Source organism: Pararobbsia alpina (assembly GCF_965118125.1).
Classification (GTDB): Bacteria; Pseudomonadota; Gammaproteobacteria; order Burkholderiales; family Burkholderiaceae; genus Pararobbsia; species Pararobbsia alpina_A.
The window spans coordinates 2,684,676-2,709,655 of sequence record NZ_OZ221287.1 but is presented as its reverse complement, the minus strand read 5'-3'; the positions used below and the strand labels follow the sequence as shown (position 1 = coordinate 2,709,655).

21 protein-coding genes are annotated in these 24,980 nt (G+C 63.0%); 17 read left to right on the top strand and 4 right to left on the bottom strand.

Annotated elements, in window-relative coordinates:
* Positions 1-280: 280 nt before the first annotated feature.
* The 3 genes from ACMFWR_RS11750 to def all read left to right on the top strand — a co-directional run bounded on the left by ACMFWR_RS11750 (position 281) and on the right by def (position 4,430).
* Positions 281-1,669, top strand: a complete 1,389-nt coding sequence (locus ACMFWR_RS11750; protein ID WP_413194865.1) for a cell division protein ZipA C-terminal FtsZ-binding domain-containing protein — start codon at positions 281-283, stop codon at positions 1,667-1,669.
* Between the two features lie 173 nt (positions 1,670-1,842).
* On the top strand, positions 1,843-3,897 hold the full coding sequence (gene ligA / locus ACMFWR_RS11745; protein ID WP_413191843.1) for an NAD-dependent DNA ligase LigA: 2,055 nt from the start codon (positions 1,843-1,845) through the stop codon (positions 3,895-3,897).
* The gene (gene def / locus ACMFWR_RS11740) at positions 3,894-4,430 is read left to right on the top strand and encodes a peptide deformylase (RefSeq protein WP_413191842.1); all 537 of its coding nucleotides are present in this window, start codon (positions 3,894-3,896) and stop codon (positions 4,428-4,430) included. Before ligA ends, def begins: the two co-directional genes overlap by 4 nt.
* 223 nt (positions 4,431-4,653) lie before the next feature.
* Here def and ACMFWR_RS11735 read toward each other — a convergent pair whose 3' ends face one another.
* The 4 genes from ACMFWR_RS11735 to map form a co-directional block, all read right to left on the bottom strand.
* Positions 4,654-5,529 (bottom strand): pseudouridine synthase, encoded by an 876-nt coding sequence (locus ACMFWR_RS11735; protein WP_413191841.1) that lies wholly within the window; start codon positions 5,527-5,529, stop codon positions 4,654-4,656.
* Entirely contained in the window at positions 5,526-6,389 is an 864-nt protein-coding gene (locus tag ACMFWR_RS11730) for a hypothetical protein (protein WP_413191840.1), read from the bottom strand. The genes ACMFWR_RS11735 and ACMFWR_RS11730 overlap by 4 nt, the downstream gene beginning before the upstream one ends.
* 363 nt (positions 6,390-6,752) lie before the next feature.
* Positions 6,753-9,347, bottom strand: a complete 2,595-nt coding sequence (locus ACMFWR_RS11725; protein ID WP_413191839.1) for a [protein-PII] uridylyltransferase — start codon at positions 9,345-9,347, stop codon at positions 6,753-6,755.
* Positions 9,344-10,156, bottom strand: coding sequence for a type I methionyl aminopeptidase (map, locus tag ACMFWR_RS11720; RefSeq protein WP_413191838.1), 813 nt, complete (start codon positions 10,154-10,156; stop codon positions 9,344-9,346). Before map ends, ACMFWR_RS11725 begins: the two co-directional genes overlap by 4 nt.
* Before the next feature lie 432 nt (positions 10,157-10,588).
* Between map and rpsB the strand changes: the two genes are divergently transcribed.
* The 14 genes from rpsB (at position 10,589) to lpxB (ending at position 24,972) form a co-directional block, all read left to right on the top strand.
* Positions 10,589-11,341 carry a 30S ribosomal protein S2 gene (gene rpsB / locus ACMFWR_RS11715; protein ID WP_413191837.1) on the top strand — a complete coding sequence of 251 codons (753 nt, stop codon included), beginning with the start codon at positions 10,589-10,591 and terminating at the stop codon, positions 11,339-11,341.
* A gap of 274 nt (positions 11,342-11,615) precedes the next feature.
* Positions 11,616-12,497: a translation elongation factor Ts gene (gene tsf, locus ACMFWR_RS11710; RefSeq protein WP_413191836.1), complete on the top strand. Its 882-nt coding sequence runs from the start codon at positions 11,616-11,618 to the stop codon at positions 12,495-12,497.
* A gap of 216 nt (positions 12,498-12,713) precedes the next feature.
* Entirely contained in the window at positions 12,714-13,427 is a 714-nt protein-coding gene (gene pyrH, locus ACMFWR_RS11705; RefSeq protein ID WP_413191835.1) for a UMP kinase, read from the top strand.
* A gap of 40 nt (positions 13,428-13,467) precedes the next feature.
* Positions 13,468-14,028, top strand: a complete 561-nt coding sequence (gene frr, locus ACMFWR_RS11700) for a ribosome recycling factor (protein ID WP_413191834.1) — start codon at positions 13,468-13,470, stop codon at positions 14,026-14,028.
* A 40-nt stretch (positions 14,029-14,068) separates the two neighbouring features.
* A complete protein-coding gene (locus tag ACMFWR_RS11695; protein WP_413191833.1) occupies positions 14,069-14,863 on the top strand; it encodes an isoprenyl transferase in 795 nt (264 codons plus the stop codon).
* 6 nt (positions 14,864-14,869) lie between these two features.
* Complete coding sequence (locus ACMFWR_RS11690) at positions 14,870-15,685, top strand: phosphatidate cytidylyltransferase (RefSeq protein WP_413191832.1); 816 nt, start codon at positions 14,870-14,872, stop codon at positions 15,683-15,685.
* A gap of 16 nt (positions 15,686-15,701) precedes the next feature.
* On the top strand, positions 15,702-16,904 hold the full coding sequence (locus tag ACMFWR_RS11685; protein WP_413191831.1) for a 1-deoxy-D-xylulose-5-phosphate reductoisomerase: 1,203 nt from the start codon (positions 15,702-15,704) through the stop codon (positions 16,902-16,904).
* 17 nt (positions 16,905-16,921) lie between these two features.
* Entirely contained in the window at positions 16,922-18,295 is a 1,374-nt protein-coding gene (rseP, locus tag ACMFWR_RS11680; protein ID WP_413191830.1) for an RIP metalloprotease RseP, read from the top strand.
* 110 nt (positions 18,296-18,405) lie between these two features.
* Positions 18,406-20,754 (top strand): outer membrane protein assembly factor BamA, encoded by a 2,349-nt coding sequence (bamA, locus tag ACMFWR_RS11675; protein WP_413191829.1) that lies wholly within the window; start codon positions 18,406-18,408, stop codon positions 20,752-20,754.
* Between the two features lie 33 nt (positions 20,755-20,787).
* Positions 20,788-21,360 carry an OmpH family outer membrane protein gene (locus tag ACMFWR_RS11670; RefSeq protein WP_413191828.1) on the top strand — a complete coding sequence of 191 codons (573 nt, stop codon included), beginning with the start codon at positions 20,788-20,790 and terminating at the stop codon, positions 21,358-21,360.
* A 90-nt stretch (positions 21,361-21,450) separates the two neighbouring features.
* On the top strand, positions 21,451-22,536 hold the full coding sequence (gene lpxD, locus ACMFWR_RS11665; RefSeq protein ID WP_413191827.1) for a UDP-3-O-(3-hydroxymyristoyl)glucosamine N-acyltransferase: 1,086 nt from the start codon (positions 21,451-21,453) through the stop codon (positions 22,534-22,536).
* A 14-nt stretch (positions 22,537-22,550) separates the two neighbouring features.
* Entirely contained in the window at positions 22,551-23,018 is a 468-nt protein-coding gene (gene fabZ / locus ACMFWR_RS11660) for a 3-hydroxyacyl-ACP dehydratase FabZ (protein ID WP_413191826.1), read from the top strand.
* Complete coding sequence (gene lpxA, locus ACMFWR_RS11655) at positions 23,015-23,803, top strand: acyl-ACP--UDP-N-acetylglucosamine O-acyltransferase (RefSeq protein WP_413191825.1); 789 nt, start codon at positions 23,015-23,017, stop codon at positions 23,801-23,803. Before fabZ ends, lpxA begins: the two co-directional genes overlap by 4 nt.
* An 8-nt stretch (positions 23,804-23,811) precedes the next feature.
* Positions 23,812-24,972 carry a lipid-A-disaccharide synthase gene (lpxB, locus tag ACMFWR_RS11650; RefSeq protein WP_413191824.1) on the top strand — a complete coding sequence of 387 codons (1,161 nt, stop codon included), beginning with the start codon at positions 23,812-23,814 and terminating at the stop codon, positions 24,970-24,972.
* Positions 24,973-24,980: the final 8 nt, after the last annotated feature.

The following is a 24,980-nucleotide window of genomic DNA, read 5'->3' as shown; positions in this document are numbered from 1 at the left end:
GACTGCAGAGGCCCGGGCGTCAGGCGTCAAAGCATCGAGGTGGCAGGCGTGCAGGCAGTGTGGCTTCCCGCTTGCGGCACGCTGCCCAATCAAACAAACGTCGTAGAACGAGTAGAACAATGAGCAGAGCAGTGGGGCATCGCAGCGGTGCCTATGCAACAGAAATGAAGACGGAGCGTGCATGAACGAGCTGCAACTCGGATTGATCGGTGCGGGGGCCGTGATTGTGATCGGCGTCGTCTTCTACAACGCGTGGCAGGGTGCGCGCGTGCGCCGTCGGATGCCGCGTCCGCTTCCGCCTGAAGTCGCCGAATCGGCGCGCGCCATGCAGGATGTGTCGGATGAGCGTCCGTTTATCGAGCCTGCGTATGCGGGCCAGCGCCATCCCACGGGTGCAGCGTCGCCCGCGGCGGCGAGTGCAGCCACGGTGCCCGGTGCTCAGCCGGCGGGCGCGTCGGCTCGGCGCGAACCGACGTTCGGTCCCGCGTCCGCGAACGAGCGCCGTGAGCCGACGCTCGGCGGCGATACCTTTGGCGAGATGGATCCGGCCGAGGTCGCGAATCCGCCGTTGCCTGCCGCCGCTGCCATGAGCGAGCTGGCTGGCGAGGCGATCGCTGCGCAGGATGGCGAGCACGCAGAAGGTGAAGGCGCGCACGCTCGTGTGCAGTCGGACGGCGCGGCCATTCAAAGCGATGAAGCTGGCGCTGCGTCGCCCGTCGCGCATGCCGCAGGCGCGCAGGGCGCGGCCGAAGCCACGACGGCGGAGGAGGGTGCCGCTGCGGTCGCGTCGGCTGGTGCAGGCGCCGAGCCTGCCGTTCAGCCCAATACCCAAACGATCTCGTCGGCGCCGCCGGCATGGGTCGATCACCGGATCGACTGCGTCGTGCTGATGCGCATCCCGATGTCGGTGATGGGCGACAAGATCATCCCGCTCGCCCAGCGGATTCGCCGCGCGGGCAGCAAGCCGGTATTCATCGAAGGGCAACGCGAGAACGACGAGGCGTGGGAAGGTCTGCAACCCGGCACACGCTATCGCGAACTGCGGGCTGCCGTGCAGCTGGCCAACCGGGCAGGCGCGCTCAACGAGCTCGAGTTTTCGGAGTTCGTGACGGGCATGCAGTCGCTGGCTGATGCGATCGACGCGGCGCCGGAATTCCCCGACATGATCGAAACCGTCGCGATGGCGCGCGAGCTCGATGCGTTTGCCGCCCAATGCGACGCACAGCTGTCGATCAACGTGATGTCGGATGGCGCGCCTTGGTCTGCGAACTATGTGCAGGCGGTCGCGGCACAGGACGGCTTGCTGCTGTCGCGCGACGGCACGCGCTTCGTCAAGCTTGACGCACGGCAGAACCCCGTGTTCATGCTGCAGTTCGGCGAGACGAACTTTCTGCGCGACGACCTGACGTTCAAGGGCGGCCAGATGATCACGCTGCTGCTTGACGTTCCGGTCGCCGACGAAGACATTCTGCCGTTCCGGCTGATGTGCGATTACGCGGTTTCGCTGTCGCACCGGATTGGCGCGCGTGTGGTCGACGACCAGCGCCGGCCGTTGCCGGACTCGGCGCTCGAAGCGATCGAACGCCAGTTACTGACGCTGTACGCAAAGCTCGAAAAGGCCGGGATCCCGGCAGGTTCGCCGGCGGCACGCCGGTTGTTCAGCAGCTAACAATCGCTGAACCGCAGACGACGCCCGTTCGGGCGTCGGTCTTTATGCCGACTGGCAATTCATCAACAACGCGGTAGGATGCATGCAGTGGCCCGGCGCAGCGGGCTCACGCATGCGCGCGCCAGCCTCGTTGCGACATTCACAGCGATACCCACAGCGATGCTCACTGACTGATGACCGAGTCTCCTTCCATTCCGTCACCCGATCGTCCGGACGAACGCGTGCAATGGCTGCGCGCGGAGATCGAGCGCAATAACTACGCGTACTACGTGCTCGATGCGCCGGAATTACCCGATGCGGAATTCGACAAGCTGTATCGGGAACTCGAACAGATCGAGGCGGCTCATCCCGAACTCGTGACACCCGAGTCGCCGACGCAGCGTGTTGGCGGCCAGGCTGCGACGGGCTTTACGCCGGTCGAGCACGCGGTGCCGATGCTGTCGTTGAACAATGGCTTCGAGGACGAAGACATCGTCGCGTTCGACAAGCGTTGCGCGGACGGACTGGGTCATACGGATACGCTCGTCGAGTACTCGGCCGAACTCAAATTCGACGGACTCGCCGTTTCGCTGCGATACGTGAACGGTGTGTTCGAGCAGGCGGCGACACGTGGCGATGGGGCGACCGGGGAAGACGTTACGGCCAATGTGCGGACGATCCGCTCGTTGCCGCTGCGCCTGAAAGGCAAGCATGTCCCGGCCGTGCTCGAAGTCCGCGGCGAAGTGCTCATGTTCAAGCGCGACTTCGCGAAGCTCAACGAGCGTCAACGCGCCGCGGAACAGAAGGAATTTGCGAACCCGCGCAATGCGGCGGCCGGCAGCCTGCGGCAGCTCGATTCGAAGATCACGGCTTCGCGGCCGTTGTCGTTCTTTTCGTACGGCATCGGTGTGCTTGAAGGCGCGGCCATGCCGGAGACCCACGAAGCGCTGCTCGAGTGGTACCACGCGCTCGGCCTTCCTGTGTGTTCCGAACATGCGGTGGTCAAGGGTGCTGAGGGCTTGCTGGCGTTCTTCCGGTCGATCGGCGAAAAGCGCGAGTCGCTCGCTTATGACATCGACGGCGTCGTCTACAAGGTCAACCGGCGCGACGAGCAGGACAAGCTCGGGTTCGTCTCGCGCGCACCGCGTTTCGCGCTCGCACACAAGTTTCCCGCGCAGGAAGCGTTGACGAAGCTTGTCGCGATCGACGTGCAAGTCGGCCGGACCGGTGCGATCACGCCTGTTGCGCGTCTCGAGCCGGTCTTCGTCGGCGGGGCGACGGTAACGAACGCCACCTTGCACAACGAGGACGAAGTGCGTCGCAAGGACATCCGGATTGGCGACACCGTCATCATCCGGCGCGCGGGCGACGTGATTCCCGAAGTGGTCAGTGCCGTGCTCGACCGTCGTCCCGACGACGCGCGCGAGTTCGTGATGCCGACGCATTGCCCGGTGTGCGGCTCGGCGATCGAGCGCTTGCCCGACGAGGCGGTCGCACGTTGCACGGGCGGGCTGATCTGTCCGGCCCAGGTCAAGCAGGCCATCTGGCACTTCGCGCAGCGGCGCGCGATCGATATCGACGGGCTCGGCGACAAGATCATCGATCAGATGGTCGACGAGAAGCTCGTTCGTACCCCGGCCGATCTGTTCAATATCGGGCTGCAGACGCTGGTCGGCCTCGAGCGGCTGGGTGAGAAGTCGGCCCAGAACCTGCTCGATGCACTCGAGACGGCGAAGAAGACGACTCTGGCGCGCTTTATCTATGCACTAGGGATTCGGCACGTCGGTGAGAGCACCGCAAAGGAATACGCACGCTTCTTTGGTTCGCTCGATCCGCTGATGGACGCGACGGTCGAACAGCTGGTCGAGGTCCCGGACGTTGGGATGGTCGTGGCTGAGGCGACGCACAACTTTTTTGCGGAGCCGCATAACCGGACCGTCATCGAGCAGCTTCGGGCGCCCGGACGGCTGACCTGGCCCGAAGGACCGCCGGCGCCGCGCGAGCCCGTGGGCGTGCTTGCAGGCAAGACGGTGGTGCTGACCGGCACCTTGCCCAGCCTGTCTCGCGACGAGGCGAAGGAAATGCTTGAAGCGGCGGGAGCCAAAGTATCGGGCTCTGTGTCGAAGAAGACAGACTATGTGGTTGCCGGCGCGGAAGCTGGCAGCAAGCTCGCGAAAGCCGAGGAACTCGGCATCGCGATTCTCGACGAAGATGGCATGCGAAAGCTCCTGGAGGGAGAGTCGACATGATTCGCGAAATTCTGAAGATGGGCGATCCGCGTCTGCTGCGTGTCGCCGCGCCCGTTGAACACTTCGATACGCCGCAGCTCCATGAGCTCGTCGCCGACATGTTCGACACGATGCGCGCGGCGAATGGTGCGGGCCTTGCCGCACCGCAGATCGGCGTGGATCTCCAGGTCGTGATCTTCGGGTTTGGCCAGAACCCCCGGTATCCGGACGCGCCGACCGTGCCGGAAACGGTGCTGATCAACCCGATCATCACGCCGGTGTCGCAGGATATGGAAGAAGGCTGGGAAGGGTGCCTGTCGGTGCCGGGGATGCGCGGCGTCGTGAGCCGCTATTCGATGCTGCGCTACGAGGGGTTCGACCAATATGGCCAGCCGATCGATCGCGTCGCCGAAGGCTTCCATGCGCGCGTTGTGCAGCACGAATGCGACCACCTGATCGGCAAGCTGTATCCGATGCGTGTGACGGACTTTTCGAAGTTCGGCTTCACGAGCGTGCTGTTCCCCGATCTCGATCCGGCTGCGGCGGACGATTAAGAGCGCGGTGGTGATGGCAGTCGAAAGCGCGCGCTTTCGGCAGGTGCCGAGAGCGGGGCGGCGGAGCATGTGCTGCGACAGCCGCTCTCCCGACAACCGGCGCATTTGTGCCAAGGGCAGTCGGTTCGGTACGCGCCCTGGCACGTCACGGCAATGCTGACGCAGCTTATACGCGTCACAGGGCTGGCCGCCTGATCTGGACGGCCAGTGCCTGCATCATCATTTAAGCGATATCGCCGAACGTTTCGTCCGCGCGCAGATAGCGCCATTGGCCCTGCGGCAGATTGCCGAGCATCACGTTGCCGATCCGGATGCGCTTGAGACCCACGACTTCGAGGCCGACGAGTTCGCACATACGGCGGATCTGACGCTTCTTGCCTTCGCGCAAGACGAAGCGCAGTTGCTCGGGGTTCTGCCATTCGACCTGCGCCGGACGCAGGGGCTGATCGTCGAGCTCGAGACCGTGACATAGCAGCGCAAGACGATCGGCCGGGAACGCATCGCGCACGTCTTTCTCAATTCCGTTGTAGCTCACGCGGACCAGGTACTCCTTGTCCACGTCGGAGTCGGCGCCGATAAGCTGGCGTGCGACGCGGCCGTCCTGTGTCATGACGAGCAGGCCGGTCGAGTCGATATCCAGACGGCCCGCGGGTGCGAGCGAGCGCAAGTGAGTCGTGCGGAAGGGGATGCCTGACCCGTCTTCTTCCCACTGGGTTTCAGCGGTGATCAGTGCGGCGGCCGGCAGATAGTCGTCTTCGGGCTGGCCCGATACATAGCCGACCGGCTTGTGGATCAGAATCGTGACCTGAGCGGCTTGCTGCTTGCGGGCGGCAGGCAGCACTTCGATCTTCTGATCGGGGCGAACCTTGGTGCCAAGCGTGTCGATACGCTGGCCGTCGACGAGCACCCAGCCTTTTTCAATCCACTCATCGGCTTCCCGGCGCGAGCACAGGCCCAGCTCCGACATACGCTTGGACAGCCGGAGCATGCCGGTTTCTTCGCCGAATTCGTTCGTTTCGTGGTCAGCGTGGCTCGTCGTTGCATCGCCCCGGTTGCCGGGTGCGTGCGAGCGACGGGGCGCGCCGGCGGTATTCGTCACAGCACGACGCACGGGGGCTTCGCCATCGGCACGCGGACGGCGCGGTGCGTCAGCATCGAAGCGCGGCTTGCGCGGCGCATCACCATCGGCCCGCGGGCGACGCGGAGCGTCGGCATCAAAGCGCGGCTTGCGAGGTGCGTCGCCATCGGCGCGCGGACGACGTGGTGCGTCAGCATCGAAACGCGGCTTGCGCGGTGCGTCGCCATCGTCGCGCGGGCGACGCGGGGCGTCGGAGTCGAAGCTCGGCCTACGCGGCGCGTCACCGTCAGCACGCGGACGACGCGGAGCATCGGCATCGAAACGCGGCTTACGCGCTGCGTCGCCATCAGCGCGCGGACGACGCGGAGCGTCGGAGTCGAAACGCGGCCTACGCGGCGCGTCACCTTCAGCACGCGGACGACGCGGAGCATCAGCGTCGAAGCGCGGCCTACGCGGTGCATCACCATCTTCACGCGGACGACGTGGGGCATCGCCGTCAGCACGCGGACGACGCGGAGCATCGGCATCAAAGCGCGGCTTACGCGGCGCATCACCGTCCGCACGCGGACGACGCGGTGCGTTCGGATCGAAGCGCGGCCTACGCGGTGCATCGCCGTCAGCACGCGGACGACGCGGAGCATCGGCATCAAAGCGCGGCCTACGCGGCGCGTCACTGTCAGTGCGCGGACGACGCGGAGCGTCCGAATCGAAGCGCGGGCTGCGGGGTGCATCGCCATCGGCGCGCGGACGACGCGGAGCATCGGCATCGAAGCGCGGTCTACGCTGCGCATCACCGTCAGCACGCGGACGACGCGGTGCATCAGCATCGAAGCGCGGTTTGCGCGGCGCATCACCGTCAGCGCGCGGACGACGCGGAGCATCGGCATCAAAGCGGGGCTTACGCGGCGCATCGCCGTCAGCACGCGGACGACGCGGTGCGTCCGAATCCAGACGCGGCTTGCGTGCCGGTGCGTCCGCGCTCCGGGAACGCGGCGCATCGCCAGGCGCGGCACGTTTTGCGGCGGCCGGCGGCGCGGGCTTGCGCGGCGCGCCGGGGCGAACCGGGGTGCGGCGAGCGTCGGTGGTCCGCGGATGTTTCGCGGTCAGTTTTTCACGCATGATGTCTCTTCAACACAGGACGGCCCGGCGATGCGCCAAGCCGAGAAATAGGTGGAAGCGCGAGGCACACCCTCGCGCATCGATGGAATTGTAGGAGGCGGATCGTGTGCGCCAAGCACTGGCGCTTACACAGCAATAGCCTTGAGCATTTCCGTTTCGAGCTTGATTTGCAGCTTGCCGTCGTTCAATGCATGGCTATGTAGCAAGAACACGTCCTCGACACGCTCGCCGAGCGTGTTGATTCGCGCGGCATGCAAGCCGATCCGATGCTGTGCGAGAACGCGCGCGATCGAATAGAGCAGGCCGGGCCGATCGTTCGCTGACACCGACAGGATGTAGTACTGCCCGCGCTCGTCCGCACGCAGGTCCACACGCGGCGTCGCGGGGAACGTCCGCGACAGGCGCGAAAGCCGACCCTTGGCCGGCTCGGGAAGCGGACCATCGGCTTGTGCAAGCGCATCGGCGAGTTGCCGCTCGACCAGGTTGGCAATATCCCGTGCATGCATCTCGGGATCACTGTGCTCGATCAGGAAGTTGTCGAGCGCATAGCCATGACGCGTCGTGTTGACCTGTGCATCGAGCACGGACAAACCCGACCGGTCGAAATAACTGCAGATCGACGCAAAGAGATCCGGCCGGTCCTTCACGTAGACGAGGACCTGCAGGCTATTGCTGATCGCGGCCGGACGCGCACGCACGATCGGCGTGGGTGTCTGGACGTGATGCAACAGCTCGCGTGTCTGCCAGGCAATCTCCGACGCGTCCTGCCGCAGGAAGTAGGCGACGTCGAGCTGGTTCCACAGTTCCTTATGCGCGCCTTCCGGCATGGCGGCGAGCCGCAGCAGCGTGATGGCTTCTTCCTGACGCGTCTTGAGCGCCGAGTGCGCATCGGGCTTCTCGCCTCCGAGCACGCCAAGCGTGATCCGGTAGAGATCTTCGAGCAGCTTGCCCTTCCACGCGTTCCAGACCTTCGGGCTCGTGCCACGAATATCCGCGACCGTCAGCAGATACAGCGCAGTCAGCCGGCGCTCGTTGCGCACAAGGGTCGAGAACCGCTTAATGACTTCGGGGTCGCTCATGTCCTGCTTTTGCGCGACCTGACTCATCGTCAAATGATGCTGCACGAGCCAGACGACGAGTTCCGTGTCTTCCTCGTCCATATCGTGATCGCGGCAAAAGCGCCGCGCATCGGCCATGCCGAGCGTCGAGTGATCGCCGCCGCGTCCTTTGGCGATATCGTGAAACAGCGCCGCGACATACAGCACCCACGGGCGCTCGAAGTCAGCGATCAGCTGGCTGCAGAACGGATATTCGTGCGCATGCTCCGGGACTGTGAAGCGCCGGATATTGCGCAGCACCATCAGGATGTGCTGATCAACGGTATAGACGTGATACAGATCGTGCTGCATCTGGCCGACGATGCGCCGGAAGTTCAGCAGATAGCGCCCGAGCACACTTGTCTGGTTCAGCAGCCGCATTGCATGCGTGATCCCGGCAGGCTGCTTGAGGATCTCCATGAACAGCTGCCGGTTGACCGGGTCGCGCCGCCAGCGCAGGTCCATCTGCTCGCGGGCGTTATAGAGCGCGCGTAGCGTACGGGCCGACAGGCCCTTTATGCCTGGCGTCGTTTCGTACAGCAGGAACGGCACGAGAATCGTATTCGGCTCGCGCTCGAAGACGTCGTCGGCGACGATCTCGATCATCCCTTGCTTCTCGACGAAGTGTTCGGAGAACACGCGCGTGATCTTGCTCGTCGACGGGAACAGCTGCGCTTCAATGTTCTGCAACAGGATCGTTGCGAGCTGCGTCACGGCCTTCGCGGCCCAGTAGTAGTGACGCATCATCTGCTCGCTGACGCGCTTGGTCGGCTTGGCCTTGAAGCCGAGCCGCTCGGCGAGCGCGGTTTGCAGATCGAAGACGAGGATGTCCTGCCGGCGTCCGGCCAGAATGTGCAGGTGAGTGCGCAGGCGCTTGAGGAAAGCTTCGTTGCGATTGAGTTCCCGGGCTTCCCGCTCGGTGATCAGCCCGCCCGCCTCAAGTTCGTTCCAGCTATCGCCGAGACCCGCAGCGCGCGTGATCCAGATGATCAGCTGCAGATCGCGCAGACCGCCCGGGCTTTCCTTGCAATTGGGCTCGAGGCTGTACGGCGAGTCTTGATACTTGGCATGGCGCTGCCGCATTTCGAGCAGCTTGGCTGTAAAGAAGGCGCGCGGATCGAGCGCTTCGCGAAAGCGCTCTGCGAAGCGTTCGTACACCCGCTCATTGCCCACGATGCGCCGCGATTCGAGCAGCGAGGTGCGCACCGTCACATCATTGGCGGCCTCGTCGAGGCACTGCTCGACGGTGCGGACGCTGCTGCCGATATCGAGCCCGAGGTCCCACGCCATCCCGATGAATCGTTCGATGTGCTTCTCCGTCTCGCCATCCGGCTCTTCGTCGAGCAAGACAAGGATGTCGATATCGGAGTGGGGCGCGAGTTCGCCGCGGCCATAGCCGCCGACGGCGACGAGCGCCGCGGCGTTGGGCAGGCCACAACTCTTCCAGGCCGATGCGAGCACGCGGTCCACATGCCGCGCGAGACCGTGCGTGAGCGAATCGACGTGGCCCTTGACCAGGAACGTGTCGATGAGCTGGGTCTTGGCGGCCTTGAGTTCGGCGCGCATCGCCGCCGTATCGGTGGCGTGCTGGGGCGCGGGATCGGGAGCGAGCGAAGCGTTCACGCGGCGGCTGTCAGCAGATGTTCGGGTTTGGCCTGTACGCCGGCCGACAGCGTGAGCACTTCATAGCCCGTCTCGGTGACGAGCACGGTGTGCTCCCACTGAGCCGACAGGCTGCGGTCCTTGGTCTTCACAGTCCACTGGTCGGGCATCGTGCGGATGTCGCGCTTGCCGGCGTTGATCATCGGCTCGATCGTGAAAATCATGCCGGCCTCGAGCTGGATGCCCGTGCCGGCGCGGCCGTAGTGCAACACCTGCGGGTCTTCGTGAAAGACCGTGCCGATGCCGTGTCCGCAATACTCGCGCACCACGCTGAAATTCTGCGCTTCGGCATGCTTCTGGATCGCGGCGCCAATGTCGCCGAGATGCGCGCCTGCGCGAACCTGTGCGATGCCGAGCCACATGCATTCGAACGTGGCCTGCACGAGTCGCTTGGCGAGGATCGAGCCTTCACCGACGATAAACATGCGGCTCGTATCGCCGAAGTAACCGTCCTTGATGACCGTGATGTCGAGATTGACGATGTCGCCGTTCTTGAGGACCTTGTCGCCCGGAATGCCGTGGCAGATCACGTCGTTGACCGACGTGCAGATCGCTTTGGGGTAGGGCGGATAGCCGGGCGGCTGATAATTCAGCGGCGCCGGCACCGTGCCCTGGACGTTCGTCATGTATTCGTGACACAGGCGGTCGAGCTCGCCCGTGCTCACGCCGGGCTTCACGAACGGCGTGATGTAGTCGAGCACTTCGGCCCCAAGGCGGCAGGCCACGCGCATTTTTTCGATGTCGGCGGCGGTTTTCGGAGTCACAGTCATGGCGGCGGGGCTTCAGGCGGGAATTCGTGGTGAGAACGATTATCGCACCTTGCCTCACGTTTTTTCACCCCCGGCTAGCTTGAGAGGCCAAACCAGCCGATGCTATACTCTCGGGCTAGCTTCGTAGTGAATACCTCGACCGCCGTGTTCCTCGCCGGAATTCGCGATATGCCGGGTGTCATTCGGGTCGTTTATCCCAAATTCTGAAAAGAATGGGGTGGCAACTCGAAAAATGATCCGGTTTTTGCATCATTCGGCAAGATTCAAGGTTGATCAAGGTAAAAATTACAAGGCTAAAAATCCGAGCCGGCGCACCCAGGGTGTCCGTCGAGGCCAGTCAGTCGGGAGCTTCGCGCAGTGGCGCGGCACCGATTGAAACGGTCCGAGGATGTCGCAGCCGGCTTCAGAACCCAACCCTTTCGGAGAATTCGAATGGCAGTAACGATGCGTCAAATGCTGGAAGCCGGTGTCCACTTTGGTCACCAAACGCGCTTCTGGAACCCGAAGATGGCTCCTTTCATCTTCGGTCACCGCAACAAGATTCACATCATCAACCTCGAAAAGACGCTGCCGATGTACAACGACGCACTGAAGTATGTGCGTCAGCTGGCAGCGAACCGCGGCACGATCCTGATGGTCGGCACGAAGCGTCAGTCGCGCGACACGATCGCCGCTGAAGCGGGCCGCGCAGGTATGCCGTACGTCAACAACCGCTGGCTCGGCGGCATGCTCACGAACTTCAAGACGCTGAAGTCGTCGATCAAGAAGCTCAAGGACATGGAAACGGCGCTCGAGGCCGGTGAAACCGAGCGCATGAGCAAGAAAGAAGCGCTGATGTTCGAGCGCGAAATGACCAAGCTCGAGAAGTCGATCGGCGGCGTGAAGGACATGGGCGGCATTCCTGACGCGATCTTCGTGATCGACGTCGGCTACCACAAGATTGCGATCACCGAAGCCAACAAGCTTGGCGTGCCCGTGATTGCCGTGGTCGACACGAACCACTCGCCCGAAGGCGTGGACTACGTGATCCCGGGTAACGACGACGCGAGCAAGGCTGTTGCGCTGTACGCTCAAGGCATCGCCGACGCGATCCTCGAAGGCCGTGCGAACGCAGTGAAGGACGTTGTCGAAGCCGTGCGTAACGGTGAAGAAGGCGACGAGTTCGTCGAAGTCAACGAGGGTTAAGCCTCGATGGCCAGCCGGCGCTCGAGACCGGTCTGAACAAGAGGGGGCTGTGAGCCCCCTTTTTTTAGACTGCGCAAGGCGCGCGGGCTGGTCGGGCAGCAGGTCGTAGGGGTCGGCGAGGGCGCAGCATGAGCCCGTGCCGGCCGGATTCACCGGGATGTCGCAGCAGCATGGTTCGATAGGCGCCGGCCGGTGAACGCAGTAGGCAGCACCGAATTTGTTTCGCCCGGCATGGTCCGGACGAAGACGTGAAATCCTGATTGAGGAGCAGACGATGGCGGCAATTACCGCAGCCCTGGTGGGTGAACTGCGCGCGAAGACCGACGCGCCGATGATGGAATGCAAGAAGGCACTGACCGAAGCCGATGGCGACATCGATCGTGCTGAAGAGATCCTGCGCGTCAAGCTCGGCAACAAGGCGAGCAAGGCAGCATCGCGCGTGACCGCAGAAGGCATCATGGCTCAATTCGTCGATGGCAAGGTGGGCGCGATCGTCGAACTGAACTGCGAAACCGACTTCGTTTCGAAGAACGACGACTTCCTCGCATTCGGCAATGCCGTCGCGGAAGTGATCGCCAAGCAAAACCCGGCTGACGTCGCGGCACTCGGCGCGCTCGCGTTCGAAAGCTCGACGGTCGACGCCGTGCGCGCTGCGCTGATCGGCAAGATCGGTGAAAACCTGACGATCCGCCGTTTCGTTCGCTACGAAACCGCTGGCCAGATCGCCACGTACCTGCACGGCACGCGTATCGGCGTGATCGTCGACTACACGGGCGGCGACGCTCAGGTCGGCAAGGACGTCGCGATGCACATCGCCGCGATGAAGCCGGTGTCGGTCTCGAGCGCGGACGTTCCGGCCGAACTGATCGAAAAGGAACGCAGCATCGCTTCGCAAAAGGCTGCCGAATCGGGCAAGCCGGCTGAAATCGTCGCGAAGATGGTCGAAGGCAGCGTGCAGAAGTATCTGAAGGAAGTGTCGCTGCTGAACCAGCCGTTCGTCCGTAACGACAAGGAGACGGTCGAGCAGGTGCTGAAGGCTGCCGGCGCCAAGGTGAACGCGTTCGCGCTGTTCGTCGTCGGCGAAGGCATCGAGAAGCGTCAGGACGACTTCGCAGCCGAAGTGGCCGCGCAAGTCGCAGCAGCACAGAAGGGCTGATTCCCGGAATCAGCAAGGTCCGATGCCTCGCCGGGGTGTCGGACCGCACCGCCCGCACTGGCGCGAACCGCCGTTGCGGGCCGGTTTTTGCAAGTGGCAGCCCTAACCGGGTTGCGAACGCTTGCCCGGCATGGCGTTTCACTTCTACAGTTCTGTGTTGTTGAACGGCTTGCCTGATTGAGTTTCAAGATCCCTCGACGCCCATCGGACATCCACATGCCAACTGCCTATAAGCGCATCCTCCTCAAACTTTCCGGCGAAGCACTGATGGGCGATGATGCATTCGGCATCAACCGCCAGACAATTGAACGCATGGTGGCCGATATGGCCGAAGTCGTGCGTATGGGTACCGAACTCGCTGTCGTGATCGGCGGCGGTAACATTTTCCGTGGAGTCGCGGGCGGCGCAGCCGGTATGGACCGCGCGACGGCCGACTACATGGGGATGCTCGCGACGATGATGAACGCACTCGCGCTGCAGGACGCGATGCGTCACGCCGGCATCGAGGCGCGTGTGCAGTCCGCGCTTCGCATGGACCAGGTCGTCGAACCCTATATCCGGCCCCGCGCCATTCGCCAGCTTGAAGAAGGCCGTGTGGTCATCTTCGCGGCGGGCACCGGCAATCCTTTCTTCACGACGGATACCGCAGCCGCGCTGCGCGGCGCCGAAGTGGGTGCCGAAGTCGTGTTGAAGGCCACCAAGGTCGACGGCGTGTACTCGGCCGATCCCAAGAAGGACCCCTCGGCGACGCGCTATTCGACCATCTCGTTCGATGAGGCGATCACGCGCAACCTGCAGGTGATGGACGCGACGGCGTTCGCCCTGTGCCGCGACCAGAAGCTTCCGATTCGTGTGTTCTCGATCAACAAGCCGGGTGCGCTCAAGCGTATCGTTGCCGGCGAAGACGAGGGCACACTGGTGCACGTGTAAGATTGTGGGTTAGCACCGACATTTAGGTTTGGAGAAAAACATGAGTGCCGCAGATATCAAGAAGAGCGCCGATCAGAAGATGCAGAAGTCGATCGAAGCGTTCAAGACGGACCTGGCGAAGATCCGCACGGGCCGTGCGCATACGGGCTTGCTCGACCATGTGCAGGTCGACTATTACGGTTCGAACGTACCCATCTCGCAGGTTGCGAACCTGACGCTCGTCGACGCCCGCACGATCGGCGTGCAGCCGTGGGAAAAGAAGATGGTCCAGGCTGTCGAAAAGGCGATCCGTGACTCGGATCTCGGCCTGAACCCGTCGACGACAGGCGACGTGATCCGCGTGCCGATGCCCGCGCTGACGGAAGAGCGTCGCAAGGAGCTCGTCAAGGTCGTGAAGACCGAGGCCGAAGACGCAAAGATCGCCGTGCGCAATCTGCGCCGCGATGCGAACGAACAGCTCAAGAAGCTTGTCAAGGAGAAGGAAATCTCCGAAGACGACGAACGCCGCTCGGCTGACGACGTTCAGAAGCTCACCGACAAGTTTGTCGCCGAAATCGACAAGCTCGTCCAGACGAAGGAAGGCGAGATCATGACGGTGTGACCGTCGTGCCCTTGCTGTTCCGTCGTTTTACAAGGCGAATATGACCTATACCAGCTCAACCGTGCGCGTCCCGGAAACGGGTGCCGTGCCCCGGCACGTGGCCGTGATCATGGACGGCAATGGTCGCTGGGCGACCTCGCGTCGTCTGCCGCGCGTGGCCGGCCATACGAAAGGCGTCGACGCCGTCCGTGCGATCGTCGAGGCCTGCGCGCGCCGCGGCGTCGAGTATCTGACGCTGTTTGCGTTCAGCTCGGAAAACTGGCGTCGCCCGAACGAAGAAGTGTCGTTCCTGATGCGCCTGTTCGTGACGGCGCTCGAGCGCGAAGTGGGCAAGATGCACGCAAACGGCATCCGGATGCGTGTTGTCGGTGACTTGTCGATGTTCGAGCCACGCATTCAGGATCTCGTGAAGCGGGCCGAAGCGAAGACCGCCAAAAACACGGGCCTGACGCTCACGATCGCCGCGAACTACGGCGGCCGCTGGGACATTCTCCAGGCAGTGTCGAAGCTCAACGCCGAACGTGCCGCGGCTGGCCAGCTCGATGAGCCCATCGAAGAAGCGGCGTTTTCACGCCATCTGGCGATGGCTTACGCGCCCGAGCCCGACCTGTTTATCCGCACCGGCGGCGAACAGCGCATCAGCAATTTTTTGCTGTGGCAGCTCGCTTACACGGAACTTTATTTCACAGACCTGTTCTGGCCCGACTTCGACGCCGCAGCGCTCGACAAGGCCATTGTGTCGTACCAGACGCGCGAGCGCCGGTTCGGACGCACGAGCGCACAGGTCGAGGAAAACGTCGTGCCGCGCGACGCGGCAGATTCGCTCTCTTACTGAGAATCGATGCTCAAGACCCGCGTGATCACCGCAGTGATCCTCCTGGCGGTGCTGGTCCCGGTTACCCTTTTCGCGCCAGTCGCGGGTTTCGGCGCGATGATGGCCTTCGCCGTCGTCTTTGCCGCCTGGGAATGGGCGCGACTGCTCCGGATCAAAGGCTTCGGCCCCGTGCTGTATGCGGCTGTCGTTGGCGCGATTCTGGTGGGTACCACGGCCCATTTCGGGCTCAATATGCCGGGGCTCTATCTGGCCGCCGCGATTTTCTGGGTGCTGATCGGTCCGTTTGCGCTGATCCGCAAGCCGGAGCTGGCAGCGGGCGCATGGCGCGTGTTTCTGCTGCTTGCCGGCATTGTCGTCATGCTCGGGGCGTGGCATGCCGTGGTTCAGGCGCGCACAATCGGCGTAGTCTTCGTGCTGTCGCTGATGGCGATTGTGTGGGTTGCCGACATCGGTGCCTATTTCGCGGGCAAGGCATTCGGGCGCCACAAGCTCGCGCCGTCGGTGAGTCCGGGCAAGACGTGGGAAGGGGCAATCGGCGCACTGGTGCTGACCTTGATCTTCGCCGCCGTGATGCACAGCCTGCGCGCCGCGCAACCGAATTTCTTTACGGTCGATGCCGCGTTGTACGGCACCGCCCGGATGTTGGTGTGGGTCGCCTGCCTGGTCGCTTTCAGCGTCCTCGGCGACCTGTTCGAGTCGTTGCTCAAGCGGCAGGCCGGGGTCAAGGACTCCAGTGGTTTGTTGCCTGGGCACGGTGGTGTACTGGACCGCATCGATGCGATGCTGCCCGTGCTGCCGCTTGCGATGCTGCTGCTGACGTAAGCGCGTGGGGAATGCAATGAAACGTCTGACTTTGCTAGGTTCGACCGGCTCGATTGGCGCCAGTACGCTGGACGTCGTGGCCCGTCATCCGGACCGGTTTTCGATCTTCGCGCTGACGGCGCATTCGAACCATGAAAAGCTCGCCGACCAGTGTTTGAAGTTCAAGCCGGAATGGGCGGTCGTCGGTAGCGCAGAAGGTGCGAGCCTGCTCGAGGCACGCTTGCGTTCGGCGGGCAGCGCGACGCGTGTCGGCTACGGTCCTGAGGCGCTCGTCGCCGTCGCTTCCGATCCGGGCGCGGATACGATCGTTGCTGCGATCGTCGGCGCGGCCGGACTCGCGTCGACACTGGCTGCCGCACGCGCGGGCAAGACGATCCTGCTCGCGAACAAGGAAGCGCTCGTGATGTCAGGCGCGCTGTTCCTTGACGCGGTCTGCGAGAACCACGCGACGCTGCTGCCGCTCGATTCGGAACACAACGCGATTTACCAGTGCCTGCCGCCGCACGCCGCTGGCGCAGCGCCGCATGGCGGCGTCGAAAAGATCATCCTGACCGCATCGGGCGGACCGTTCCGCACGCGCGATCCGAAGACGCTGGCCGACATCACGCCCGAGCAGGCGGTCAAGCATCCGAACTGGTCGATGGGTCGCAAGATCTCGGTCGATTCGGCAACGATGATGAACAAGGGCCTCGAGGTCATCGAAGCCCATTGGCTGTTCGGCCTGCCGGCCGAGCGCATCGAGGTGCTGATCCATCCGCAGAGCGTGATTCACTCGATGGTCGCCTACAAGGACGGCTCGGTGCTGGCCCAGCTCGGCAACCCCGATATGCGTACGCCCATCGCGCACGCACTTGCGTATCCGGATCGTGTCGACGCCGGTGTGCAGCCGCTCGATCTCGCGGCGATCGCCACGCTTACGTTCGAAAAGCCTGACGAAGCGCGGTTCCCGTGCCTGAGGCTCGCGTTTGACGCATTGCGCGCGGGCGGCACGGCAAGCGCGGCGCTCAACGCGGCCAATGAGGTGGCGGTTGAGGCGTTCCTCGCGGGTCGTACCCGTTATACGTCGATCGCCGACACCGTGGCGCGCGTGCTCGATACGATCAGTCACCGCGCCGCGCACACGCTCGACGATGTGCTCGAGGTCGATCGCGAAGCGCGCTCGCTCGCGGCCGGGCTGCTCGGCACGCGCGACGAACCGCTCGCAGCCGCTGTTCGCTAACGCACCGGGCGCACGCCATGACCTTCCTTACGGCGGTTCTCGCATTCGCAGTCGCCATCGGCGTGCTCGTGGTCGTTCACGAGTACGGCCACTATTCGGTTGCGAGGCTCTGCGGCGTCAAGGTCCTGCGCTTCTCGATCGGTTTCGGAAAGCCGCTGGCGAGCTGGCGCAGCAAGTCGGGCACGGAGTGGTCGATCGCGCCGTTGCCGCTTGGCGGCTACGTCAAGATGCTCGATGAGCGCGAATCCGACGAGCCGATCGATCCCGCGGATCTGCCCTATGCGTTCAACCGGAAGTCCGTGGCGCGTCGCTTTGCGATCGTCGCAGCGGGACCGATCGCCAATTTTCTGCTGGCCATCGTGCTGTTCTCCGGGCTTTACGTCACGGGCGTGCGCGAGCCGATCGCCGAGCTCGGTGTACCTGCCGCAGGTACGGTTGCCGCGCGCGCCGGCTTCGGCGGTGGCGAGACCGTTGTTGCGTTGCGTGATACCGATGCCGGCACCGAGCAGACCGTGCGCTCGTGGTCGGAGCTGCGCTGGAAGCTCATCGATGCGGCACTCGCACATCGGCCGATCGTGCTGCGTGCAACGATGGGTAACCGAACTTTCGACTATCCCGTCGATCTCTCTCACGTCGCGGCCAACGACGTCGACGATAATCTGCTCGATCAGCTCGGGTTTGTACCGGGCGGTGCGAAGGCGATCGTCGCGGGTGTCGAGGCAGGTACGCCTGCCGCGGAGGCAGGCTTGCGCGAAGGCGATGAGCTCGTGGGCATCGATGGCCGCAAGGTGGTCGACGTCAACGATTTCGTCGCGCAAGTGCAGGCGCATCCGGGGCAGACCCTGACGCTTGCGGTGCGGCGCGACGGGCAGGTGTATTCAATGCCGGTGGTGGCCAAGCCGACATCGATCGACGTCGGCGGCGTGCAGAAAACGGTCGGACGTATCGGGGCCGCCTTGGGCGGCCAGATGCCGATGGTCGATGTGCGCTACGACCCGATCGAGGCTGTCACGCTGGGCGTGCGCAGAACGTGGGATATCTCGGCGTTCTCGGTGCGCATGTTCGGCAAGATGATTGTCGGCGAGGCGTCGCTCAAGAACTTGTCGGGCCCCGTGACCATTGCCGACTATGCAGGCAAGAGCGCGAGTCTCGGGCTCGCGAGCTTCGTTTCGTTCCTCGCTTTGATCAGTATCAGCCTTGGTGTGTTGAATCTATTGCCAATTCCGATATTGGACGGGGGGCATCTGTTATATTATTCGGTCGAAGCCGTGACCGGAAAAGCAGTACCCGAACGTTGGCAGGTCGTTTTCCAACGCGCGGGCATTGTCTGCATTCTCGTGTTGTCGGCGATCGCGCTGTTCAATGACCTGGCACGCTTGCTTCACTCCTGAAGTGCACATCGTCCGGTTCCCGAACCCGCGCATCGGCGTCGCGTACGTCGTGACGCTTGTGCCGCGTCGAGTCGCGACACCACATAGCTAAAAATTCCTGGGGATACACGTTGTTCGAACCTCATCGCTTCGTTCGTAGGTCAGTCGTGGTCGCGGCGGTCGCCGCCTATAGTGTGGTGAGCCACGCTGCTACGTCGTTCGTCGTCAAGGACATCCGGATCGAAGGTCTGCAACGGGTCGAGCCCGGCACGGTCTTCGCCTACCTGCCGATCAAGCAGGGCGATACCTTCACCGACGACAAGGGAACTGAAGCCATTCGTGCGCTCTATGCGACGGGTTTCTTCAACGACGTGAAGATCGGCACGCAGGGCGATGGCGTCGTCGTGGTGTCGGTGCTCGAACGTCCGGCCATTGCCTCGATCGATTTCGCAGGTACGCATGAGTTCGAAAAGGAAGCGCTGAACAAGGCGCTTGCGTCGGTGGGTCTGTCCGATGGCCGGTTCTACGACAAGAGCCTCGTCGACAAGTCCGAGCAAGAGCTGAAGCGACAATACCTGACGCGCGGCTTTTACGCAGTGGAAGTCACGACGACGATCACGCCGGTCGACCGCAATCGCGTGTCGATCCTGTTCTCGGTCATCGAAGGCCCGAGCGCGAAGATCCGTCAGGTCAACTTCATCGGTAACAAGGTCTTCTCGGCCGGCACGCTCGAAGAGCAGATGCAGTTGTCGACGCCGAACTGGTTCTCCTGGTACACGAAGAACGATCTGTACTCGAAGGAAAAACTCACGGGCGACCTTGAGAACATCCGCTCGTACTACCTCGATCGCGGTTATCTCGAATTCAATATCGAGTCGACGCAGGTCTCGATTTCGCCCGACAAGAAGGATATGTACCTGACGGTCTCGCTGCATGAAGGCGAGCCGTACACGATCACGGGCATCGAAGTGTCGGGCGACACGCTGAACAAGACGGAAGAGCTGCGCAAGCTGGTGCAGCTCAAGGTCGGCGATCGCTTCTCGGCGGCCAAGCTCACGGCATCGACGAAGGCGATGGTCGATCGTCTCGGTGACTATGGCTATGCATTCGCGAACGTCAATGCGCAGCCGCAGATCAACCAGAAGGATCACACGGTCAACCTGAACCTTCAGGTCACGCCGGGGCGCCGCGTCTACGTGCGCCACATCAACATCACGGGCAACAACAAGACGCGCGACGAAGTCATCCGTCGTGAAATGCGTCAGTTCGAAAGCTCGTGGTTCGACGGTCAGCGCCTGAAGCTGTCGAAGGATCGCCTGAATCGTCTGGGCTACTTCACGGACGTGCAGGTCAACACGACGCCGGTCGAGGGTACGCCCGACCAGGTCGACGTGGACGTCAAGGTTACGGAAAAGCCGACGGGCTCGATTCAGCTCGGTGCAGGCTTCTCGTCAACCGACAAGGTCATTCTGTCGGCCGGCGTGTCGCAGGACAACGTGTTCGGTTCGGGTACCAGCCTGTCGGTCAACGTGAATACGGCAAAGGCCTATCGTACGTTGACGGTCACGCAGGTCGACCCGTACTTCACGGTCGACGGCATTCAACGTATTACCGACGCGTTCTACCGCACGTACCAGCCGCTGTACTACTCGACGAACAGTACGTTCTCGATTATCAGCGCCGGCGGTGACCTCAAGTTCGGCGTGCCGTTCTCGGAAACGGACACGGTGTTCTTCGGTATCGGCTTCGAACAGGACCGCTTCCACACGGATCCGTTCACGCCGGAGTACTACCTCAGCTACATTTACGGCCCGGTCAACCCGGCCACGGGTCTGCGCAGCGGTGGCGTCGGCCAGATCGTGAACAACTATCCGGTCACGGTCGGCTGGTCGCGCGATGCGCGTGACAGCTCGCTGATTCCGAGCCGCGGTTACTTGTCGCGCGTGAACACCGAAGTGGGTACGCCGCTCGGTAACACGTCGTACTACAAGGTCGACCTGCAGCAACAGTATTACTACTCGTTTGCACGGGGCTTCATCCTCGGCTTCAACGTCCAGGGTGGCTACGGCAAGTCGATCGGCGACCATCCGTTCCCGATCTTCAAGAACTACTACGCCGGCGGTATCGGTACGGTCCGCGGCTACGAGCCGAGCTCGCTGGGTCCGCGCGACGCGACGACCAACGACCCGATCGGTGGTTCGAAGATGTTCGTGGGTAACGTCGAAATGACGATTCCGATTCCGGGCAGCGGCTACGACAAGACGCTGCGCGTGTTCACGTTCTTCGACATGGGTAACGTCTGGGGCGACAACGCGGCAGCGGTCAACAACGGCGGCAACGGCTTGCGTTACAGCTATGGTGCGGGTCTCGCGTGGATTTCGCCGATCGGGCCGCTCAAGCTGAGCATGGGTTTCCCGGTGGTCAAGCACACGGGCGATCAGTATCAGAAATTCCAGTTCCAGATCGGTACAGCGTTCTGACACCGGTACTACGTCGCGAGGTCGATCTAGCACATGAAATCGTTTAAACAGCATTGCCTGCAATGGTTTGCGTTGGCGGCACTGTGCAGCGCCGGGACGGCGTTTGCGCAGGCGCAGTCGACGACGGCAGCAGTGCCGCAAGCGACGCGTATCGCGGTCGTCAATTCGGAGCGCATTCTTCGCGAATCGGGGCCGGCCAAGGCCGCGCAGTCGAAGCTTGAACAGGAGTTCTCGAAGCGCGACCACGACTTGCAGGACATGGCCGCCAAGCTCAAGGCGATGTCGGATCAGCTCGACAAGAGCGGGCCGACGATGTCGACGGCCGACCGTTCGCTCAAGCAAACGCAGCTCGCCCAGCTCGATGCCGATTTTCAGCGCAAGCAGCGTGAGTTTCGCGAAGACCTGAATCAACGCCGCAATGAGGAATTGGCCGCGGTGCTGGATCGCGCCAACAAGGTGATCAAGCAAATCGCCGAACAGGATCACTACGACCTGATTCTTCAGGAAGCCGTCTATGTGAGCCCCCGTATCGATATCACCGACCAGGTGATCAAGGTGCTCGGTTCGAGTGCAGGTGCACCTGGCGGCGCATCGGGAACTCAGTAATCGTCGCACGCCGCAAGAAACCGGGCCCGCGCATGGTCGCGAGCCCGGTTTTTCATCATTTGCGGCATCGACACCTCTCAGGGTGCCAGCATGTCAATCACGCTCGAACAACTGACCGCTCGCTTTGGCGGTCGCATCGAAGGCGACCCGGCCGTTCAGGTCGGCAGTCTCGCTCCGCTGGACCAGGCGGGCCCCGGACAACTCGCTTTTCTGGCCAATCCCAAATACTTGCCGCAGGTCGAAACGACGCGCGCCAGCGCCGTGCTGATCACGGAAGAGGCGCTGGGCGAGCTCAAGGGCCGGGGTGACGCCACCGCGTCGCAGGCATTTATTGTCACGCCAAACCCGTATGCTTACTTTGCACGGGTCGCGCAGGTGTTTATCGCCGCGCTCGAGCCGCGCGCCAGCGCCAGCGTCCATCCGAGCGCCAGCGTCGATCCGGCGGCCAAAGTCTCGCCGAACGCGACGATCGGGCCGTTCGTCGTGATCGAGGCGGGCGCGGTGATCGGCGACAACGTGCGGATCGACGCCCATGCGTTTATCGGGCGCGGCACGAAGATCGGCGAGGGCAGCCGGATTTTCCCGAACGTGACCATTTATCACGGTTGCACGCTCGAGGCCCGCGTGATCGTCCAGTCGGGCGCGGTCATTGGCTCCGACGGGTTCGGCTTCGCGCCGGATTTCACGGGCGAGGGCGACGCGCGTACGGGTGAATGGGTAAAGATTCCACAGGTCGGTGGAGTTAAAATCGGCGCCGATGTCGAAATCGGCGCCAATACGACGATCGACCGTGGCGCGATGGCCGACACGGTGATTGAACATGGCGTCAAGATCGACAATCTGGTCCAGATCGCGCACAACTGCCGCATCGGCGCGTACACGGTGATTGCCGGGTGCGCGGGTATCGCGGGCAGTACGACGATCGGGCGCCATTGTATGATCGGCGGCGCCGTGGGTATTGCGGGCCATTTGAAGATCGGCGACTACGTGATCATTACGGCGAAGTCGGGCGTTTCGAAGTCGTTGCCGAAAGCGGGCATGTACACGAGCGCATTCCCGGCCGTCGATCATGCCGAATGGAATCGCAGTGCCGCGCTGCTGCGCAACATCGACAAGCTGCGCGATCGCATCAAGGCGCTTGAAGCCAACCTCCCATCCAAGGGCGCGCCCGAATAAGCGTGTCAAACAATATGAGTCAAACGCCGATTACCCTGGACATCCACAAAATCCTCGAGCTGCTGCCGCATCGGTATCCGATTCTGCTCGTGGACCGCGTGGTCGAGATCGAACCGCACAAGCGCATCAAGGCGCTCAAGAACGTGTCGATCAACGAGCCGTATTTTCAGGGCCATTTTCCGAAGCGTCCGGTCATGCCGGGCGTGCTGATTCTCGAAGCGCTCGCCCAGACGGCGGCGCTGCTGACGTTCACTGAGGAACGTCACGACGAAAATACGCTCTACTACTTCGCGGGCATCGATGGCGCACGGTTCAAGCGTGTCGTCGAGCCGGGCGATCAATTGATTCTGAACGTCACATTTGAGCGCCGCATGCGGCATATCTGGAAGTTCAAGGCCCATGCGGAAGTCGACGGCGTGCTGGCTGCCGAAGCGGATCTCATGTGCACGGTCATCCAGGGCGGCGAGGGCGCTGCGAAATGACGAAAATTCACGCGACGGCCATTATCGAGCCCGGCGCGCAGCTTCACGAGTCGGTCGAGGTCGCACCCTACGCGATCATCGGCGCGAACGTGACGATCGGCGCGGGTACGAAAATCGGCTCCCACACGGTGGTCGAAGGCCACACGACGATCGGCGAAGACAATGTCATCGGTCATTACGCATCGATCGGCGGTCGTCCGCAGGACATGAAGTATCGCGGTGAGCCGACGCAGCTTGTGATCGGCGACCGCAACATGATTCGCGAGTTCACGACGCTGCATACGGGCACCGTGCAGGATCGCGGCGTCACGACGATCGGCAATGACAACTGGATCATGGCCTACGTGCACGTCGGCCATGATTGCTATCTCGGCAGCAATATCGTGATGTCGTCGAATGCGCAGCTTGCCGGGCACGTGCAGATCGACGATCACGCGATCATCGGCGGCATGTCGGGCGTGCACCAGTTCGTGCGCATCGGCGCGCATGCGATGCTTGGCGGCGCGTCCGCGCTCGTGCAGGATATTCCGCCGTATGTGATCGCAGCGGGCAACAAGGCCGAGCCGCATGGCATCAATGTCGAAGGGCTGCGCCGGCGCGGCTTCTCGGCCGAAGCCATCTCGACGTTGCGCACCGCGTATCGCGTGCTCTACAAGAACGGCCTGACGGTCGAGGAAGCGAAGGCTCAATTGCGCGAACTCGAAACGCAGGGCGGTGACGGCGACGCGCCGGTCAAATTGCTGACTGATTTCGTCGACGCTTCCAAGCGCGGCATCATCCGCTGAGCCACACCATGTCGACGCGACTTGCGATGGTCGCCGGCGAAGCGTCCGGCGACCTGCTCGCCGGGTCGCTGCTCGGCGGCTTGCACCGGCATCTGCCGGCCGATACGCGTTACTACGGTATCGGCGGGCCGCGCATGGCGGCCCAGGGTTTCGACGCACAGTGGCCGATGGACAAGCTGTCGGTCCGCGGCTACGTCGAAGCACTCCGCCATATTCCCGAGATTCTCGGTATCCGCAACGCGCTCAAGCGCCGCTTGCTCGACGATCCGCCAACGGCGTTCGTCGGCGTCGACGCGCCCGATTTCAACTTCGGTCTTGAAGAGCCGCTGCGCAAAGCCGGCATTCCGACGATTCATTTCGTGAGCCCGTCGATCTGGGCGTGGCGAGGCGGGCGCATCACGAAGATCGCTCGCTCGGTGGATCACATGCTCTGCGTGTTTCCGTTCGAACCGGAGATCTACGCGAAGGCGAATGTGCCGACGACGTACGTCGGTCACCCGCTTGCCGACACGATTCCGATGACGCCCGATCCTGTCGCGGCGCGTCGGCGTCTCGGCGTGCCCGTTGACGGCAAGATCATGGGCGTGATGCCCGGCTCGCGCCGCTCGGAGATCGCGCTGATCGGCCCGTTGTTCTTTGCTGCCATGCAGTTGATCCATACGCGCGAACCCGGCGTAAGATTTCTGTTGCCGGCCGCTTCGCCTGTCGTGCGTGAACTGCTGCAGCCGCTTGTCGCGCAGTACCCGCAATTGCCGCTGACGATCACGGACGGCGATTCGCACGGCGTGCTCGAAGCATCGGACGCCATGCTGATCAAGAGCGGGACGTCGACGCTCGAGGCCGCCTTGTACAAGAAGCCGATGGTCATTTCGTACAAGGTGCCCTGGCTGACCGGGCAGATCATGCGGCGGCAGGGTTATCTGCCATGGGTCGGGCTGCCGAACATCCTGGCGCACAAGTCGCTGGTGCCCGAACTGCTGCAGGAAAATGCGACACCCGAGACGCTCGCTGATGCAATGATCGAGCAGCTCACGAACGAAACGCATCGCGCTGCGTTGATCGAGGAATTTACGCGAATGCACGAAAGTCTGCGTCGCAATACCGCTGACACGGCCGCAGCCGCGATCGCGCAGGTCATTGCGGATCATCCGAAGCGGAGTGGCCGCTGATGCCGCCG